The organism is Embleya sp. NPDC056575, assembly GCF_042793325.1.
In the GTDB taxonomy this organism is placed as follows: domain Bacteria; phylum Actinomycetota; class Actinomycetes; order Streptomycetales; family Streptomycetaceae; genus Embleya.
Window position 1 is genome coordinate 205,055 of the sequence record NZ_JBHTVA010000007.1, and the last position, 17,964, is coordinate 223,018.

12 protein-coding genes are annotated in these 17,964 nt (G+C 70.9%); 7 read left to right on the forward strand and 5 right to left on the reverse strand.

Annotation, left to right across the window (positions count from 1 at the left end):
• Window positions 1–2: 2 nt before the first annotated feature.
• The 5 genes from ACFRCG_RS07885 to ACFRCG_RS07905 all read right to left on the reverse strand — a co-directional run bounded on the left by ACFRCG_RS07885 (window position 3) and on the right by ACFRCG_RS07905 (window position 11,175).
• Entirely contained in the window at window positions 3–7,781 is a 7,779-nt protein-coding gene (locus ACFRCG_RS07885; protein WP_380029909.1) for an amino acid adenylation domain-containing protein, read from the reverse strand.
• 43 nt (window positions 7,782–7,824) lie between these two features.
• A complete protein-coding gene (locus tag ACFRCG_RS07890) occupies window positions 7,825–9,012 on the reverse strand; it encodes an NAD(P)/FAD-dependent oxidoreductase (protein ID WP_379997772.1) in 1,188 nt (395 codons plus the stop codon).
• Between the two features lie 86 nt (window positions 9,013–9,098).
• Complete coding sequence (locus tag ACFRCG_RS07895; RefSeq protein WP_379997774.1) at window positions 9,099–9,329, reverse strand: acyl carrier protein; 231 nt, start codon at window positions 9,327–9,329, stop codon at window positions 9,099–9,101.
• Window positions 9,330–9,364: 35 nt separating this feature from the next.
• A complete protein-coding gene (locus ACFRCG_RS07900; protein WP_380029910.1) occupies window positions 9,365–10,906 on the reverse strand; it encodes an amino acid adenylation domain-containing protein in 1,542 nt (513 codons plus the stop codon).
• Window positions 10,907–10,947: 41 nt separating this feature from the next.
• Complete coding sequence (locus ACFRCG_RS07905; RefSeq protein ID WP_380029911.1) at window positions 10,948–11,175, reverse strand: MbtH family protein; 228 nt, start codon at window positions 11,173–11,175, stop codon at window positions 10,948–10,950.
• Window positions 11,176–11,802: 627 nt separating this feature from the next.
• On the opposite strand from ACFRCG_RS07905, the gene ACFRCG_RS07910 reads away from it, so the two are divergent.
• The 7 genes from ACFRCG_RS07910 to ACFRCG_RS07940 all read left to right on the forward strand — a co-directional run bounded on the left by ACFRCG_RS07910 (window position 11,803) and on the right by ACFRCG_RS07940 (window position 17,920).
• Window positions 11,803–12,714, forward strand: coding sequence for a thiamine pyrophosphate-dependent dehydrogenase E1 component subunit alpha (locus ACFRCG_RS07910; protein WP_380029912.1), 912 nt, complete (start codon window positions 11,803–11,805; stop codon window positions 12,712–12,714).
• Window positions 12,711–13,709: an alpha-ketoacid dehydrogenase subunit beta gene (locus ACFRCG_RS07915; protein ID WP_380029913.1), complete on the forward strand. Its 999-nt coding sequence runs from the start codon at window positions 12,711–12,713 to the stop codon at window positions 13,707–13,709. The genes ACFRCG_RS07910 and ACFRCG_RS07915 overlap by 4 nt, the downstream gene beginning before the upstream one ends.
• Complete coding sequence (locus tag ACFRCG_RS07920) at window positions 13,706–13,954, forward strand: biotin/lipoyl-containing protein (RefSeq protein WP_379997784.1); 249 nt, start codon at window positions 13,706–13,708, stop codon at window positions 13,952–13,954. The genes ACFRCG_RS07915 and ACFRCG_RS07920 overlap by 4 nt, the downstream gene beginning before the upstream one ends.
• 31 nt (window positions 13,955–13,985) lie before the next feature.
• Window positions 13,986–14,234, forward strand: a complete 249-nt coding sequence (locus ACFRCG_RS07925; RefSeq protein WP_380029914.1) for a phosphopantetheine-binding protein — start codon at window positions 13,986–13,988, stop codon at window positions 14,232–14,234.
• Window positions 14,231–15,157 (forward strand): ketoacyl-ACP synthase III, encoded by a 927-nt coding sequence (locus ACFRCG_RS07930; protein WP_380029915.1) that lies wholly within the window; start codon window positions 14,231–14,233, stop codon window positions 15,155–15,157. The genes ACFRCG_RS07925 and ACFRCG_RS07930 overlap by 4 nt, the downstream gene beginning before the upstream one ends.
• An 81-nt stretch (window positions 15,158–15,238) precedes the next feature.
• Window positions 15,239–16,372: a zinc-binding alcohol dehydrogenase family protein gene (locus tag ACFRCG_RS07935; protein ID WP_380029916.1), complete on the forward strand. Its 1,134-nt coding sequence runs from the start codon at window positions 15,239–15,241 to the stop codon at window positions 16,370–16,372.
• A 36-nt stretch (window positions 16,373–16,408) separates the two neighbouring features.
• On the forward strand, window positions 16,409–17,920 hold the full coding sequence (locus ACFRCG_RS07940) for an FAD-dependent monooxygenase (protein ID WP_380029917.1): 1,512 nt from the start codon (window positions 16,409–16,411) through the stop codon (window positions 17,918–17,920).
• The last annotated feature ends 44 nt before the right edge of the window (window positions 17,921–17,964 follow it).

Sequence of the window (17,964 nt, forward strand, 5' to 3'; positions counted from 1 at the left end):
TCCTATGTGGTCATCGGGCGCAGCTGCGGGCGGCTGGAAGCGGTCGATTCGCCGAGGCTCTCCGCCAGCTTGGCGACGGTCGGATTGCGGAATACCGTCGTGACTTTCACGTCGACGTCGAGTTCGTTGCGGATGCGACCGGTCAGCCGGGTGGCCAGCAGCGAGTGCCCGCCGTGTTCGAAGAAGTCGACGTCGATGCCGATCTCCTCCACACCGAGCAGTTCGGCGAACAACCGGCAGAGCACTTCCTCCCTCGGGTTGCGCGGCCCGCGTCCGACGGCGACCTCGGTCTGCTCGGGCACGGGCAGGGCCTTGCGGTCGAGCTTTCCGCTCGCCGTCGTGGGGAACTCGGCGAGCGGCACGATGGCCGAGGGGACCATGTACTCCGGCAGCCGTTCCCGGGCCAGGTCGGTCAGCGCGGCGAGGTCGAGGTCCGGCGCCTGCGCGGTGCCCGGATCCTTGCCCGGGACGACGTAGGCGACCAACCGCTGATCGCCGGCGCGCTCCTCGCGCACCACGACCACCGCGTGGTCGACGTCGGGATGCGCGGTCAGCGCCGCCTCGATCTCGCCCAGCTCGATCCGGAAGCCGCGCACCTTGACCTGGAAGTCGGTGCGACCGAGGTATTCGACCTGGCTGTCCTCGTTCCAGCGCACCAGGTCGCCGGTGCGGTACATCCGGCTTCCCGGGGCGCCGTACGGGCAGGCGACGAAGCGGTGCGCGGTCAGGTCGGTGCGGCCGAGGTAGCCCCGGGCGAGGCCGGCGCCGGCCAGGTACAGCTCCCCCGCGACGCCGGGCGCGACCGGGCGCAGTGCCGCGTCCAGCACGTACACCTGCGTGTTCCACACCGGTGCGCCGATCGGGACCCGTTCCGCGCCGGGCACGTGTTGCCAGGCGGTGACCTCGACGGCCGCCTCGGTGGGCCCGTAGAGGTTGTGCACCCCGCAGTCGGGCAGCAGGTCGACCGTCTTGTTCGCGAGCGTGGCCGGGAACGCCTCGCCGGCGACCTCGATCCAGCGCAGGCTCGTGCACGCCCGGGCCGAGGGTTCGGCGACGAACGCCTCCAGGAGGGAGGGCACGAAGTCGGCTCCGGTCACCTTCTCGCGCCGGATCAACTCGGCCAGATAGGCCGGGTCCCGGCGCCCGTCGGGACGGGCGATCACCACGGCGGCGCCGACCTGGAGGGGGGCGAACAGTTCGGGCACCGACACGTCGAAGCTCGCGGAGGTACTGAGCAGCACCCGGTCCCGTTCGTCGACGTCGAAGTGCGCCAAGCCCCACTTGAGCCGGTTCATGATCGACCGGTGCGACACCTGTACGCCCTTGGGGCCGCCGGTGGATCCGGAGGTGTAGATGACGTAGGCGGCGTTGTCGGGCGACAGCGTGCGCTCGGGGTCGACCACCGGGTATCCGGAGACGTCCGGGAGCGTCCCGTCGAGCACCAGAAGCGGCTTCGCGCTGTCCAGTACGTGCCGCACCCGGTCCTCGGGCAGGTCGGTGTCCACGGGGAGGTAGCCCGCACCGGCCTTGACCACGGCGTAGATCGCCACCATCAGGTCCACCGACCGTGGGATGCGTACCGCGACGGTGCGCTCGGGGCCCGCGCCCTGGACGATCAGCCAGTGCGCCAGTCGATTGGCCCGCCGGTTGAACTCGTCGTAGGTCAGCGTCTCCCGGTCGCCGATCAGCGCGATCCGGTCGGGCTCCCGCGCCACCTGGGCCTCGAACGCGCCCGGCAGGGTGTCGGCGGCCACCGGGTGCGCCGTGTCGTTGACCCGGCGCACCAGCCGGTCCCGCTCGTCGGCCGCCAGCACGTCGACGGCGCCGATCGGCACGGTCGGGTCGGCGAGCACCTGCTCCAGCACCCGCACGAGCCGGGCGGCGACCTCCTCGGCCGCGGCGCGGTCGTAGAGGTGGTTCTGGTAGTCGAGGGACAGTCGCAGGTAGGGGTCGGAGGCGTTGAGCGTGAGCGGGTAGTGCGAGCCCGCGAACGGCCGGATGGCGTCGATGGAGAAGCCTGCGGAGGTGTTCGCCTCGATCATGCCCTCGCGGTCGATCGGATAGGACTGGAAGACCACGATGGTGTCGAACAGGGCGGGCAGTCCGACGCCGCGCTGGATGTCGGCCAGCCCGTAGTGGTTGTGGTCGAGCAGTGCGGTCTGGCGCCGCTGCAACTCGGTGACCACGTCGGCGACACGCTGGTCGGGTCGGCACGGGACCCGGATCGGCAGGGTGTTGATGAACAGGCCGACCATCTCGTCGGAGCCGAGCAGGTCCGCCGGGCGACCGTTGACGGCGGCGCCGAACACCACGTCCTGCCGTCCGGTGAGCTTGGCGAGCAGGATCGCCCACGCGGCCTGGAGGAGCGTGTTCAGCGTGACCCCGAGTTCGGCTGCGCGGCGGGCCAGTTCGCGGCCCTTGTCGATCGACAGCGGTACCTCGATCCGGCCCAGGGCCGACGCCGTCTCGCGCAACGCGGTGCTCGGGGCCACCAGGGTCGGCCGGTCGAATCCGGCCAGCTCCGCGGCCCACGCGGCGGCCGACGCCTCCCGGTCCCGCGCGGCCAGCCAGGCCAGGTAATCGCCGTAGCCGCGGACCGGCGTCATCTCGTGGGCGCCGGAGTAGAGCCGGATCAGGTCCGTGATCACCGACGGCGACGACCAGCCGTCGAACAGCGCGTGGTGCGCCGTGATCACCAGCTTGGCCCGCTTCGGCCCGCAGGTGAGCAGGGCCAGGCGCAGCAGCGGCGGCCGGACGGGATCGAGTTGGTCGACCCGGTCCGCGGCGAGGAACCGGTCCAGCTCGGCATCCTGTTCGGCCTCGTCGCGGTCGGTCAGGTCGATGTGCCGCCAGGGGATGTCGACGTGTTCCGGCACGACCTGGATCGGCTCGCCGCCGGCTCCGGTCAGGAACGCGGAGCGCAGGTTCGGGTAGCGGGAGAGCAGTGCCTGCCCGGCCGCCCGGGTGCGCTCCGGGTCCACGTGCCCGGACAGGTGCAGCACGAACTGCATGTGGTAGACGTCGAAGGAGCCGTCGGCGAGCGCCGCCTGGAACAGGATGCCGGACTGCGACGGGGGCATCGGCCACACCTCGGCCAGTCGGCCGTAGCGCTCCTCCCAGGTCTCGATCTCGTCCTGTCCCACCGTGACCAGCGGGTTGTCCGACGGCGTCAGGCCGCCGATCGCCGACTGCGCGGCGTGCGCGGCCATCCCGCGCAACATCTCCACCCACAGCTCGGCCAGTTCGGCGACGCGTTCGCGGGTGAGCAGCCCGGTGGGGAACATGAGGGCGGCCTGCAGTCGGGTGCCGTCGGGGGTGTCGGTGGCGACCGCGCTGACCTCCAGGGCGGACAGCGCGGGCAGGTCCGGGTCGGGTGTCGGGACCAGTTCGGCGGACCAGGACGACGCCGGTCCCCACCCCTGCGCGCGCAGGTGTTCGGGCACGTCGGCGTCGGAGACCCGGCCGAGGTAGTTGAACCCGATCTGCGGCACCGGGAGTTCGGCCAGTTGTTCGGCGGTCTCCGGGTTGAGGTGACGCAGCAGGGCGAATCCCACGCCCTTGTCGGGGATGGCGCGCAGCTGCTCCTTGACCAGCTTGATCGCCCGCGCGACGGCGGAACCGCCGGCCGACACCTCGGCCGGGTCCACGCCCCGCACGTCGACCCGGGCCGGATACATGCTGGTGAACCAGCCGACGGTGCGCGACAGGTCGGCGCCGGGGACCACGTCCTCCTCGCGGCCGTGTCCCTCCAACCGGACCAGGGTGGAGCGCTCCGCGCCCTGCCACCGGTTGACCGCCAGGGCGAGCGCGGCGAGCAGTACATCGGTCCCGGTGCCCTTGAAGGCCGCGGGGAGCGTGGTCAGCACCGCCTCGGTGACGTCGGCGGGCACCTGCACCCGGACGCTGTCGAGCGTGGCCATCACATCCACCGCGGGGTCGAACGCGCGGGTGCCCAGCGGGGGGTTCGGCGCCTCCAACATGTCGCGCCAAAACGCCAGTTCGGCTTCCCGCTCCGGACTCAGCGCCTCGTCCGCCAGGGCCGACGCCCAGCGGCGGGCCGAGGTGCCGACGGCGGGCAGTTCGGGCGTGCGGCCGGAGCGGACCTGCTGCCACGCCTCGGCGAGGTCGGCCATCAGGATCCGCCAGGACACGCCGTCCACCACGAGGTGGTGCAGCACCACGAGCAGTCGGCCGGCGCCCGACTCGGCGGCGAACCAGACGAAGTCCGCCATGGTCCCGGCCCGCGGGTCCAGGCGTCCGGTCGCCTCGTCCAGTTCCGTCCGCGCCAGGTCGAGCAGCTTCGGCTCGTCCCACCGGCCGTCGCACGGAACCCGGCGGATCAACTCCGCCGCCCGCACCGCGCCCCGCGGGCGGACCACGAGGGAGGATTCGTCGTCGTCGCGCACCAGTCGCGCGCGCAGCAGGTCGTGCCGGTCCAGTACCGCGTCCAGCGTCGCCGCCAGGCCGCTCTCGTCGATGCCGGCGGGCAGTTCCAGGGCGATCGACATGGCGAACCGGTCGATCCCGCCGCCGTGTTCGAACACCTGCCGGGCCACCGGCTGCAACGGCATCGGGCCGACGCCGCCGCCCTCGTGCTCCGCGAGCACCGGGATCGTGTCCCGTCGCGCGGTCGCCACCTCGGCGAGTCGGGCCGCCGTACGGCACTCGAAGATCTCCCGCGTGGTCAGCTCCAGGCCCCGGGCCCGGGTCCGGGCCACCACCTGGATCGAGCGCAGGCTGTCCCCGCCGACCGCGAAGAAGTCGTCGTCGATGCCGACGCGCTCCACGCCGAGCACGTCCGCGTATGCCGCGGCGATGATCGCCTCGGCCTCGGTGCGCGGTTCCCGGTAGGTCTCGCCGACGAACTCCGGTTCGGGCAGCGCCGAGCGATCCAGTTTGCCGGTCGGTCCCAGCGGCATGCGGCCGAGCACCACGAAGGCCGACGGCACCATGTAGTCGGGCAGCCGGGCCGCGACGAACCTGCGCAGCTCGGCGGCCGAGGCACCGGACTGTACGTCCACGTCGCCGATGCCGCCGGCGCCGTCGTCGCCGACACGTTCGCCTTCGGTGTGCACCACGTACGCGACCAGTCGACGGCCGCCGCCGGGCACCTCGCGGGCGACCACCACCGCCTCGCCGATCCCGGGGTGCGCCGCGCAGGCCGCCTCGACCTCGGCGGTCTCGATCCGGAAGCCGCGCACCTTCACCTGGCCGTCGCCGCGCCCCAGGCATTCCAGCTGCCCGCGCGCGTTCCACCGGGCCAGGTCGCCGGTGCGATACATGCGCTCGCCCGCCGGGCCGAACGGGTTGGCCACGAACCGCTCGGCGGTCAGGCCCGGGCGGCCGTGGTAGCCGCGCCCGAGGCAGGTGCCCACCACGTACAACTCGCCGACCACGCCCTGCGGCACCGGGGCGAGTCCCGGGCCGAGCACGTAGGCGCGCATGTTGCCCAGGGGGGTGCCGATCGGCGCGACCTCGCCGTCCGTCCACTCCTCGGATCCGCCGAGGGAGAACGTGGTGGCGTAGAAACTCTCGCTCTGCCCATAGGAGTTGACGACCTGCACACCGGGCAGCGCCTCGCGCACCTGGCGTACCAGCCGGGCCGGGAGGATGTCGCCCGCGAAGACGACCGTGCGCACGTCGGTGGTCTTCTCCAGGTGGCCGACCAGCTCGCCGAGCACCGAGGGGACCGCGCTGATCACGTGGCCCGCCCAGCCGGGCCGTTCGGCCAGGGCCAGCGCGTTGGGCACCACCTCGGCCGTGCCGCCGGTGGACAGGGTGGTCAGCAGTTCGAAGACCGAGACGTCGAAGTTGACCGAGGTGCCGGCCAACATCCGCCATCCGGGCGGCGCGTCCAGCACGCGGACCAGCTCCCGCACGCCGTTGACCACGTTGCGGTGGGTGATCGCGGCACCCTTGGGCTTGCCGGTGGAACCGGAGGTGTACATCACGTACGCCAGGTGGTCCGGCGCCAACGGCGAGATCCGGCGCGCGTCGTCCGGCGCCCCCGCGGGCGTGTCCCACTGCGCCCGCCGGTCCAGGTCCACGGTCGAGATGTCGTTGGCCGGCATGTTGGGCCACGTCCGCGTGTCGGTGACCGCGAATCGCGGCCCGGCCTCGGCGAGCACCGTCTGCGCCCGCCCGCCCAGGTACTGCGGGTCCATCGGCACGTATCCGGCACCGGACTTGAGGATCCCGAGCAGGCCGACCACCAGGTCCTCGGTGCGCGGCAGGGCCAGCACCACCAGGTCCTCGGGCCCGGCGCCGCGCCGGATCAGCTCCCACGCGACGGCGTTGGCCCGCTCGTCCAGTTCGCGATAGGTCAGCGTGCGCTCGTCGCACACGATCGCCGGGGCGTCCGGTGTCGTCGCCACCTGGGTTTCGAACAGCTCCGGGACGGTCAGCGCGGTCGGGGTCGTGGCGGTGTCGTTGAACGTGCCGAGCAGCCGCTCCCGCTCGGCCTCGTCCAGCACGTCGATCCCGCCGATCCCGCGCTCCGCGTCGGCGGCGAGTCGGCCCAGCACGCGCACGAACCGCCCCGCGAGGGTTTCGACCGTGTCCCGGTCGAACAGGTCGGTGCGGTACTCCAGTCGGCACCGCGCCCCGCCCGAGGCGTCGGGGAGCAGGTCGAAGAACAGGTCGAACTTGGCGGTTCGGGTCTCCAGCCGCTCGGCGCGCACCTCCAGACCGGGGATGGTCAGCGCCGGCACCGGCGGCTGCCAGGAGAGCATCACCTGGAAGAACGGGTTGTAGGCGGTGGACCGGTCCGGGTTGAGCAGTTCCACCAGCCGCTCGAACGGCATGTCCTGGTTGTCGTAGGCGGCCAGCGCCCGATCCCGCACCCGCCCCAGCAGTTCGCCGAAGGTCGGGTTCCCGGACAGGTCGACGCGCAGCACCCAGGTGTTGACGAAGAAGCCGACCAGGTCCCGCAGTTCCTCGTCGGTGCGGCCCGCGATCGGGGCGCCGATGGGCACGTCGTCGCCGCAGCCGAGGTGGTGCAGCAGCACCGCGAGCGCGGAGTGCATGACCATCGAGACCGTGGTGTCCGCCTGCGCGGCCAGCTTCTCCACGGAGCGGAGCAGGTCGGGGTCGATGGCGAACCCGACCGCGTCGCCGCGCGCGCTCATCATCCGCGGCCGCGGCCGGTCCGTGGGCAGCGCCAGCGGCTGCGCCATGTCGGCCAACCCCTCGCGCCAGTAGGCCAGTTGCCGGGCCGCCAGGCTCTCCGGGTCGGACTCCTCGCCGAGCACGTCGCGCTGCCACAGCGTGTAGTCCGCGTACTGCACCGGCAGCGCCTCCCACACCGGTGCCGCGCCCGCGCGACGCGCCGCGAAGGCCGTGGTCAGGTCGCGGAACAGCGGCCCGAACGACTCCCCGTCCACGGCGATGTGGTGCGCCACCACCACCAGCGTGTGTTCGCGCGGTCCGCACCGCACCAACTCGGCCCGGATCGGCACGTCGGCCGCCAGGTCGAAGCACTTCGTGGCCACCGCGTCGACCGCCGCCGCCCGCCCCTCCTCGGCGACCTCGACGACCGGCAGGCGAAACGGCTCGTGATCGGCGGGCAGCACCACCTGATGGGGGACCCCGTCGTCGTCCTCGACGATCACCGTGCGCAGGACCTCGTGCCTGTCGACGACGTCGCGAAGCGCCGACTCCAGTGCGGCAACGTCCAGTTCGCCGGTCAGCCGCAGCGCGAACGCGCCGTTGTAGGTCGGCGAGGGGCCTTCGAAGCGGTCCACGAACCACAGCCGACGCTGCGCGAACGACAACGGAATCATTGTGTCTCCAAATCAGCGGAACTACACAGGAGCAATCCGCCACTCAGTTCTGATCGAGCACCGTCAAGAGGTCGGCGTTATAGAAGTCGTCGAGGGAGCACGCACCCGAGACCGTGGAGAAGTAGCGGTCGATCAGGTCCTGGTGGCCGACCAGTTTGCGCAACATCTCCGTGCGCCCCTCGGGCTTGAGCTCGGCCACGTTGAGCACGCCCTGGTAGAGGTTGAGGAAGTTGTTGTTCAGGTCGTTCTCGTAACGCCGCAACGCCCGCTTGAGCACGGCGTCGTCGTGCAGGCCGTCGCCGATGTGGTCGACGAGCGTCTGAGCCTGGATGAAGGCGTCGGTGATCCCGCGGGCGGTGATCGAGTCCTTGTGGTGCACCGCGTCGCCCAGCAGGACCCACCCGGGCCCGTATGCCTTGCGGAAGTAGTTCTCCTGGTGCCCCGTGCCGTACATCTGCTCCACGCGCTTGCCCGCCGCCATCCGCTCGAACAGCACGGGGTTGGTGGTGCGGACGGCCTCCAGGTAGGCGGGCTCCACCGCGGTGCGGACGGTGGGGAACTCGTCCTGCGGGAAGTAGGTCATGATCAGCGTGAGGTCGTCGTTGGTCGGGATGGCGGCGATCCAGCGCCCCGGCCGCTCGAACAGCTCGAAGCTCGACGGCACATCGGCCCAGTAGCTGTAGTAGACGCAGGTCGCCCGCGGGTGCTCGACGACGTTTTGGGCGCCGACCTTGCGGGCCACCAGCGAGCGCATGCCGTCCGCGCCGATCACCAGCCGGGCCCGGTCCGTTGCCTCGGTGCCCTCGGGCGTGGTGTACCGCACCCCGACCACCCGATCGTCTTCGAAGATCAGGTCGGTGACCGCGCAGGACTCCCGGAAGTCCACACCCGACGCCACCGCTCCCCGCGCCAGGATCGGGTCGAGTACGAACCGCCTGGGCGCGTAGGTCGTCCGGTAGCCGTCGACCGGCAGCGAGAAGCCGTCCAGTCGCACCCCGGGCCCGTCGTAGCTCTCGTGGTTGATCGGCGGGCAACCCGCGGCGCGGAGGTCGTCGAGCAGCCCCCAGCGACCGAGCAGCGCCACTCCCGGCTGGTGGATGTAATGCGAGGACAGCGTGTCCAGGGGGAATCGTGCCTTCTCCAGGAGCAGGACTCGATATCCTTGACGCGCGAACAACATGGCCGCTGGCGAACCCGCGCAACGGGCACCGATGACAATGACGTCGTACATGGTGCCTCTCTCACTTGGTGGTTATCTGGATCCCGAAGCGGCCGCAGCCGGAAAGTCGTCGTGGCCGCCGGAACGACCGGGTGACGCTATGAGGTCGTCGCGCCCATGGATTCGATGTACGCGGAGATCGACGACACCGTCGGATTGAGGAACAACTGGTCCATCGGAACCTCGACGTCCAGCTCCTCGATGAACGCACCCTGAATCCCGGCCATAATCACGGATTGGCCGCCGAGGGTGAAGAAATTGTCGTCGACGGAAATGTCGTCGCGCCGGAGTTCCCGACGCCAGATGGACAGCACTCTTTCGGCAATCATCACAGGTCCTCTCGGTTGTCATCAAGGTCCGTCGACTATGCCGGGGTGCCGCTGTCGGCGAAATTCCTCCGGAACTCCCGGACCAGCGCCGGCCGATCCACCTTCCCGTGCGGACTCAGCGGAATCCGCGCGGTGTTGACGAACCGGGCCGGAACCATGTTTCGCGGCAACGTCGCCAAAAGACCGGCGCGCACGTCGTCCTCGGCGAGGTCGTCGCCGATCGGGACGAGGAACGCGATCAGCTCGACGTCGCCCGAGTCGGTGTGCGCGACCGCCACGGCGGCCTGCCGGACGCCGGGCAGCCGGCCGAGCGCACGCTCGATGTCGGTGGGGTCGATGCGCATCCCGCGCACCTTGACCTGCGCGTCCATCCGGCCGGCGATGACCAGATCGCCGTTCGAGTCGACGTGGCCGCGGTCGCCCGTGCGGTACACCCGGCGCGGTTCGCCGTCCACCTCGATCGTGGTGAACCGTTCGGATTCGGGCCCGGTGCCGTTGAGGTAGCCCGCGCCGACGCTGGTGCCGGCGATCAGGATCTCGCCGTACTCGCCCGCCGCGACGCCCCGCATGCGCTCGTCGACGATGTGCAGGTCGGTGTTGTACGCCGGTCTGCCGACGGGTGCGATGTCGTGTTCACCCGGCCGGTAGTCGGCCAGGTCGTACGACGACGCGACGTCGGTGCACTCGGCGACCCCGTACTGGTGCAGGAGGGTGCAGGTGTTGCCCTCGCGTCGCATCCAGTGCGCGAGCCGCTCCACGTGCAGCGGCTCGCCGCCGAAGATCACGTAGTCCAGCCGGGTCAGCGCGTCGCCCTTGCGCGCCGTCTCCCAGTCCACCAGCAGATACAGCGTGCTGGAGGCGCAGTGCACGACCCGGATCCCGTGTCGGTTCAGCAGCCGATAGGCCATGGCGGCATCGAAGTTGCGGCTGGCCAAAAGGTGTTGGGTGGCGCCGCAGAACAGCGGCATCATCAGGCTGCGTTGCGACAGGTCGAACCCGAACGCGCTGACCACCAGGTTGTCCGACTCGCGGTTCAGGCCGTATTCGAGCATCAGCCAGTTCAACAGGTTGAACCAGCCCTCGTGCCGCACCGCGGTCAGCTTCGGCGTACCGGTGGACCCGGACGTGAAGACCGCGTAGCACACGTCGTCCCCGGTGACCGCGACGTCGGGGGCGGTGCCGGCGAGCCCGGCGAGGTAGTCGGCCAGCTCCTCGAAGACGACGACCTCGACGGACGCCGACTCGACGTGGGCGAACGTCGCCGGGGAGGCCACGATCATGGCGAGATCGGGGACCTGGCCCAGCAGCAGCCGCAGTCGCGCCTCCGGGTAGGCCGGGTCGAGCGGGACGTAGGCCGCGCCCGCCTTGAGCGTGCCGAGGATGGCGACGAGCAGGTCGATCGAGTAGTCGAGGCACAGGCCGACCTTCGCGCCCCGGCCGTGTCCGCGCGCGAGCAGCAGGCGGGCGAACCGGTTGGCGCGCGCGTCGAGTTCGGCGTACGTCACCTCCCGGTCGGCCCAGCGCACGGCGACGGCGTCGGGGGTGGTCCGCGCGTGCGCCTCGAATTGCCGGTGCACGACGGGATTCGGTGGCAGGGCGACCCGCTTTCCCCGCAGGATCACCGGTCCGCCGCCATGGCCTCCCGCAGGCTCTTCGGGCGCAGGTCGGTCCAGTTCCGCTCGACGTATTCCAGGCATTCGGCCCGGCTCGCCTCGCCGAAGACCACCCGCCAGCCCTCCGGGACGTCGGCGAACACCGGCCACAGGGAGTGCTGTTCCTCGGCGTTGACCAGGACCTGGAAACGGCCGTCCTCGTCGTCGAAGGGGTTCGTGCTCACGGGCACCATCCTTAATCGTCGCGTCACAACTGGGAATCGATGAATGCCGCGACCGAGCCGCCCCGGGTGATCATGGGGCGACACGGTGGGCAATTCGGCCGAGGCGCACACCATTTCACAACCCTCGCCCGTCGCCGGGCGACTCGATATCGCTCGTCGCGGGCCGGGACGCGGGTTCACCGTTCGGCGTCGTCCCGTCGACGGGACACCCGGCATCCGCCGGCCGCATCGCGGTTCCGAGGCCACACCGTAGGACCCGACCGCCCACGTCACAATGGCGACGGGCGCGCCGAACAGGGGCTGCGGGAGCGACGACCTCCCGGGCATCCATCGGGCCTGTACCCCACCGAGTTCTGTGCCACCATGACCGGGCATCGGCCCGTGGACGGGTCTGCTCGAATTCGGGTTCTGCCAATCTCCTCCCCGGAGGCGATCGAGAGCGCGCAGTCGATTACGGGTCTGCGCGGTCGGCCCGCCGAGGCCCGATCTCCCGGGCGGGGAAATGCCGGAAAAGCCGCACCCCGACCGCCGACGTACGGTTCGCCGTCACCCGGAGGTCGCCGGGATGTTGCGCGCGATACCGCGATACGACGACAGAAAGCTCATCGACGAACCTACGGCTGGTGATCCATGGTCTTGAAGTCGGAATCCGAGTACGAGTACGCGACCGAATTGCACGACGACACACGGCGGTCGTTGTTGCGCCACATGCTCGTGGCGAGAGGTCTCGACGAGGAGGCGCATCGGCTCCAGAAGCAGGGCGGGCTCATCCTGTGGGCTTCGGGGCAGGGGCACGAGGCCGCGCAGGTGGGCTCCGCGCTCGCCGTGGGCCCCGAGGCAACGGTCTTTCCCACCTACCGCGAGCACGCCATCGCACTGCTTCGGGGCGTGGCGCCGGACGAGTTGCTGGCGCAGTGGGCCGGCCGCACCTTCTGCGGCTGGGATCCGTTTCGGTTGCGGTTCTTCCCCTACACGCTGGTCCTGGCCGCGCAGACCCTGCACGGGGTGGGCTATTCGATCGGGCAACGCCTCCAGGGGCGGGAGGACTTCGTCGTCGTCTACGTGGGCGACGGGGCCACCAGCGAGGGCGACATGTCGGAGGCGCTGAACCTGGCCGCCGTGGAGTCGGCGTCCGTGCTGTTCGTGTGCCAGAACAACGGCTGGGCCATCTCGAAGCCGGCCGAGGAGCAGATGCGCACCTCGGTGGCCGAGCGGGCCCGGGGCTTCGGGATCGAGTCGGTCCGAATCTCGGGTCGGGATCCGGAAACCGTGTTCTCCGCGTGCTCGCGGGCCGCCGCCCACATTCGCGGCGAACGCGCGCCCTATCTGGTCGAGATCCAGGTCGGCCGCATCCGCGGCCACACGACCACCGACTCGCAGGAGGTCTACCGCACCCGCGACGACATCGCGCGCAGCCTGGCCGCGGATCCGGTGACCTCGTACGCGGCCCGGCTGAACGGCCTGGGCGTGGTGGACGCCGCGTGGCTCGAGGGTGTCGAGACCGAGGTACGGGAGATGCGCGAACGGTTGATGAAGGAGTACGCGTGACGAGCACCGTCGAGACGAGCACCGTGCGGACCCCCACCTTCGCGGAGTCGATCAACGCGACCCTTGCCGACCTGCTCGAACACGAGCCGGCACTGCTGCTTCTCGGCGAGGACATCGGCCGCCTCGGCGGCGTGTTCCGGGTGACCCGGGGCCTGCGGGAGCGCTTCGGCGCGGAGCGGGTACGCGACGCGCTGCTGGCCGAGTCCACCATCGTGGGCCAGGCCGTCGGCATGACGATGAGCGGTCTCGTGCCGATCTGCGAGATCCAGTTCGACGGGTTCACCTATCCCGCGGTCAACCAGCTGGTGACCCAGGCGTCCCGGATCGGCTACCGGTGGAACGGGCAGGTGAGCCCGAGCCTGGTGGTGCGCATCCCCACCGGCGGGGGCTTCCGGGGCGTCGAGCACCACAGCGAGTCCAACGAGGCGCTGTTCGCCCGCTACCCGGGCATCTCGGTGGCGTGCCCGTCCACCGGCGAGGACGCCGACCAGGTGTTGCGCCACGCGGTGACGCTCGGCTCGCCCGTGGTGGTGTACGAGCCGATCCGGCTGTACTGGCGGCGGGACACACCCGTGCGCGACCCCGAGCCGGCGCGGTCGCCGACCGCGGCCCGGATCGTCCGGCGCGGCACGGAACTGACGATCGCCACGTTCGGCGCGATCACCCACGAGGTACTGGAGGCGGCGCACGACCTCGCCCCCGATGTCGACGTCGAGGTGGTGGACCTGCGCTGGGTGGCCCCGCTCGACATGGACACGGTCCTGGAGTCGGTGACCCGCACCGGGCGGCTGCTGATCGTGCACGAGGGATCGAAGGACGTGGGCATCGGCGCCGAGATCGCCGCGGAGGTGGCCGAGCGCGGCTTCGACACGCTCCGGGCCCCGATCCGCCGACTGGCCCCCGAACGCCGCATCTATCCCCCGGCGAACTTCGAGAGCGAATACCTGATCGGTGTGCAGGAGATCAAGGACGAGGTGCTGGTGATGACGAAGTGAGCGACTCCTCCGAGGACATGCCGGTTCCCGGCTTCGGCCACGGTCTCGGCGAGGCCCTGCTGATCGAGTGGGTCGCCGGTGTCGGCGACCGGGTCGAGCGCGGCGACGTGATCGCGGTCGTGGAGACCGACAAGGCCAGTACCGAGATCGAGGCGGAACGCGGCGGACGGATCACGGCCCACGCCGCGACGGTGGGCACGATCCTCAAGTCCGGCGAGGTGCTGTACCGGTTGGCGGCCGAGTAGTTCCCCCCGGGGACGGAGAACGGAGAAGGACATGAGCGACATCGAGAGCCGGATCGCGGACACCATGCTGGCCAAACTGCGCGAGCGCGACCCGGGGTTGGGTCCCGACGACCTCGCCCGGCCGATCGCCGACCTCGACCTCGACTCCCTCGACCTGGTCGAGTTGCACCAGCAGTTGGAGAGCGAGCTCCAGGTCAAGGGCGACCTGAAGGAGACCGCGGGCTTCGCCTTCCTGGACGATTTCACCACCTATTTCGTGAAGTTGGCGAACCGGGGATGAGCGCGGGCATCGTCGACATCGCCACCGCCAAGCCGGGCCGAACGATCGACAACGAGCACTTCACGTCGATCGGCCTCACCGACGAGTGGATCCGGCGCCGCAGCGGCATCGCGTCCCGCTCCTGGCTGCCGGACGAGACCCCGTTGGCGGAGGTGGCGGCGGAGGCGTGCGTACCGATCGTGACGGCGATGGCGGACTCCTCCGAGATCGGCGCCCTGATCGTGGTCAGCACCTCGTCGCCGCAGCGCGTTCCCGGGATCGCGCAGAAGGTCGCACAACTCGTCGGGCTGGGGCCCTCGGTGCTGACGTTCGACATGAACGCGGCCTGTTGCGGCTTCGTCTACGGCCTGGTCACCGGGCTCTCGTTGTGCGACGCGGGATCGGCGCGGTCGGTCCTGCTGTGCTCGGTGGAGGCCATGTCCCGGATGGTGGACCGGACGGACCGGCAGACGGCGTGCATCTTCGCCGACGGCGCCGCGGCCGTACTGCTCACGGATCGCCCGGAGTTCGAGGGATTTCGCCAGGTGGCCGGCTGCGACGGCGCCCAGGAGGCGCTGATGCGCGAACTCGACGGCGGCGGCATCCACCTGGACGGGATGCAGGTGTACGACCGCGCCGTGCGCCGGATGACGGAGTCGGCGCAGTATCTCTTCGACCACGGTCCGGCGCCGACCGTCGTGGTCGGCCACCAGGCGAACGGCCGCATCCTGGAGCAGGTCCGCACCTTCACCACCCATCTCGGCGTGCCGTTCGTGAATCGGATCGAGCACTCCGGGAACACGTCGTCCGCGACGATCCCACTGGCCTTCGCCGAGGAACTGACGGCCGGATCCCTGCCCACCGCGGGCCGACTCGGAGCGGTGGCCTACGGCGCGGGCGAGGCATGGGGCGGGGTGTCGGTGGGCTACCGGGTGGACCTCTAGAGCTTCAGGCTTCGCCAACACAGTCGATCACAGGAGGTTGTCATCTACTCGCCAGATGCCTGGGTCCTGCGCTCCGGTGCGATGACCGGTGCGCACGACGGCAGTCCCGGGAGCGCGTTGCAACGCGATCGGTTCGCCTTCGGCCCGCTGGAGGAGGGTGAGGCGCTGGTGGAGCCGATCCTCTGCTCCTGGGAGGCCAACATGGACCACGCGCTGACCCGTTCACCGATCGACGTGTGCAGCAGTCGCGGTGAGGACGCGGTGGTCCTGGGCAACCTGGGCGTGGTGCGCGTGCTCGACGTGAACGCCGCCGGCCGGGACGTGCGGGTCCGCGAAGGGGACCTGTGCCTGCTCATGCCGTTCGGCAAGCTCGACCGCTTCGGCTACGCCGAACTGGCCTACGCCTACGACTGTCCCCACACAATCGGCCTGCTGGCCAAGCGGACGAAGATGGACGCCCGGCTGCTGCTGCCCATCCCCGACGGTACGGCCTACTCGCTGCCGCAGTGGACCACATACGGGCGGTACTTCACCGCGTGGGACAACTGGCAGAAGGCGTACGGGTGTTGGCGCACCCAGGTGGCCGAAGACGACCCCGCGAACCATCTGGTCTTCGGCTGGGGCGGCGGCGTGGCCTTCGCCGAACTGATGCTGGCCAAGCGGGCCGGGTTCCGGGTGGCGATGACGGCGGGCTCGGACGACCGGATCGCCTTCCTGCGCGAGAACGGCATCACCCCGGTGGATCGCCGCCGGTTCCCCGCCCTCTCGCTGCCCACCCGCGCCGAACGCACGGACCGCGAGCGGCACCAGCGACGGCGCACGTCGGTGCGGGAGTTCCTGGAGCTGGTGAACGAACTCAGCGACGGCCACGGGGTCGCGATCTTCGTGGACAACATCGGCGAGCCCCTGTACGACATCACCCTGACCGCGCTGGCCCGCGAGGGAGTCGTCACCACGTGCGGCTGGAAGGCGGGGATGCGCCTGTCGCATCTGCGCGGCGCGGAGAGCATCGGCCGGCACCTGCTCATCAACACGCACGTCTGGCGTCTGCCGGACTCGCCGGGCATCCGCGACTTCCAGGAGGCCGAGGGCTGGATCGCGCCGAAGGGGTCCGACGTGATCTACGACTTCGACCGGGTGCCGGAGCTGGCCGACGACTACGCGAACGCCCGGATCGGGTCGTACTTCCCGATGTACCGCGTGAACCCGCTCTGACCGGTTGGAGACGCAGTGATATCAGGGGGAGACGACGTGGCACACACCGGCATGGACGCGGACGTGGTGATCGCGGGCGCCGGGCCGACGGGCTTGATGCTCGCCTGCGAACTGCGGCTGGCGGGCGTCGACGTGGCGGTGGTCGAGCGGCGCGCGGACCGCACGGGCGAGGCGCGCGCCGGCGGGATGCACTCCCGCACCCTGGAGGTGTTGGACCAGCGCGGGGTGCTGGACCGGTTCCTGGCGCTCGGCGAACTCCAGTCGGTGGGCCACTTCTCCGGCATCTGGCTGGACTTCGACGAGTCCGAGTCCCGGCACCCCCTGCCGCTGATGATCACGCAGTCCACCATCGAGCGGCTGCTGGAGGAGTGGGCGGACGAACTCGGGGTGCGGGTGCGGCGATCGGCCGAGGTGACCGGGCTGCGCCAGGACGAGTCCGGGGTGAGCGTCGAGCTGGGTACGGACGAGTCCGCGACGCTGCGCGCCCGCTGGCTGGTGGGCTGCGACGGCGGGCGCAGCACGGTGCGCAAGCTGGCCGGCATCGACTTCCCCGGCACGCCGGCCACCATGACCGCGCTGATCGGCGACGTCGAACTCCCGGATCTGGACGAGGAGTACATCTGGGCGCGGCGTCGCCCGGAGGGCGAGTTCTCGGTGATCGGCTTCGAGCCGGGCTGGTACCGGGTGATCACGTCCGCGTACGACCGGGTCGCGGATCGCGACGAACCGGCGACGTTCGAGCAGCTCCGTGACTCGCTGATCAAGCTCGCGGGCACCGACTACGGCATGCGCAACCCCCGGTGGATCTCCCGGTTCGGCGATGCCGCGCGGCAGGCGGCCCGCTACCGGGTCGGCCGGGTGCTGCTCGCGGGCGACGCCGCGCACATCCACTTCCCGGCCGGCGGGCAGGGACTGAACGTGGGCGTACAGGACGCGGTCAACCTCGGCTGGAAGCTCGCCTCGGTGGTACTGGGCCGGGCGCCGGAGCAGTTGTTGGACACCTACCACGACGAACGCCACCCGGTCGCGGAGCGGGTGCTGCACAACACCCGGGCGCAGTCGGCCCTGACCCGACCCGGTCCGCAAACGGACGCGCTGCGCGACGTGTTCGGCTCGCTCATCGTGTTCGACGACGTCAACCGGCATCTGTGCGCCATGCTCACGGCGCTGGACATCCGGTATCCGATCGACGGGGACCACGCGCTGGTGGGCCGGCGGGTCCCCGACGCCGACCTCAAGACGTCCGAGGGCGTCGGCCGGATCCACGAGTTGTTGCACGCCGCCCGCCCGGTCCTGCTCGATCTGCGGGGCGGCGAGGAGTTGGCGGAGGTGGTCCGGGACTGGTCGGATCGGGTCGACCTGGTCGAGGCCCGGAGCGCGGACGAGTACTGGCCCGTCCCGCCCGGCAGCGAGGTCGCCGCCCCGGCCGCGCTGCTGATCCGCCCCGACGGCCACGTCGCCTGGGGGGCCGACCCGGACGCCGACCCGGACACCCGGGCCCTGCGCCGGGCCCTCACCACCTGGTTCGGCCCGCCGCGCCGATCCTGACGCCCTACCGCCGAGGCGGGCCCGTGGCAATGGCGCCACGGGCC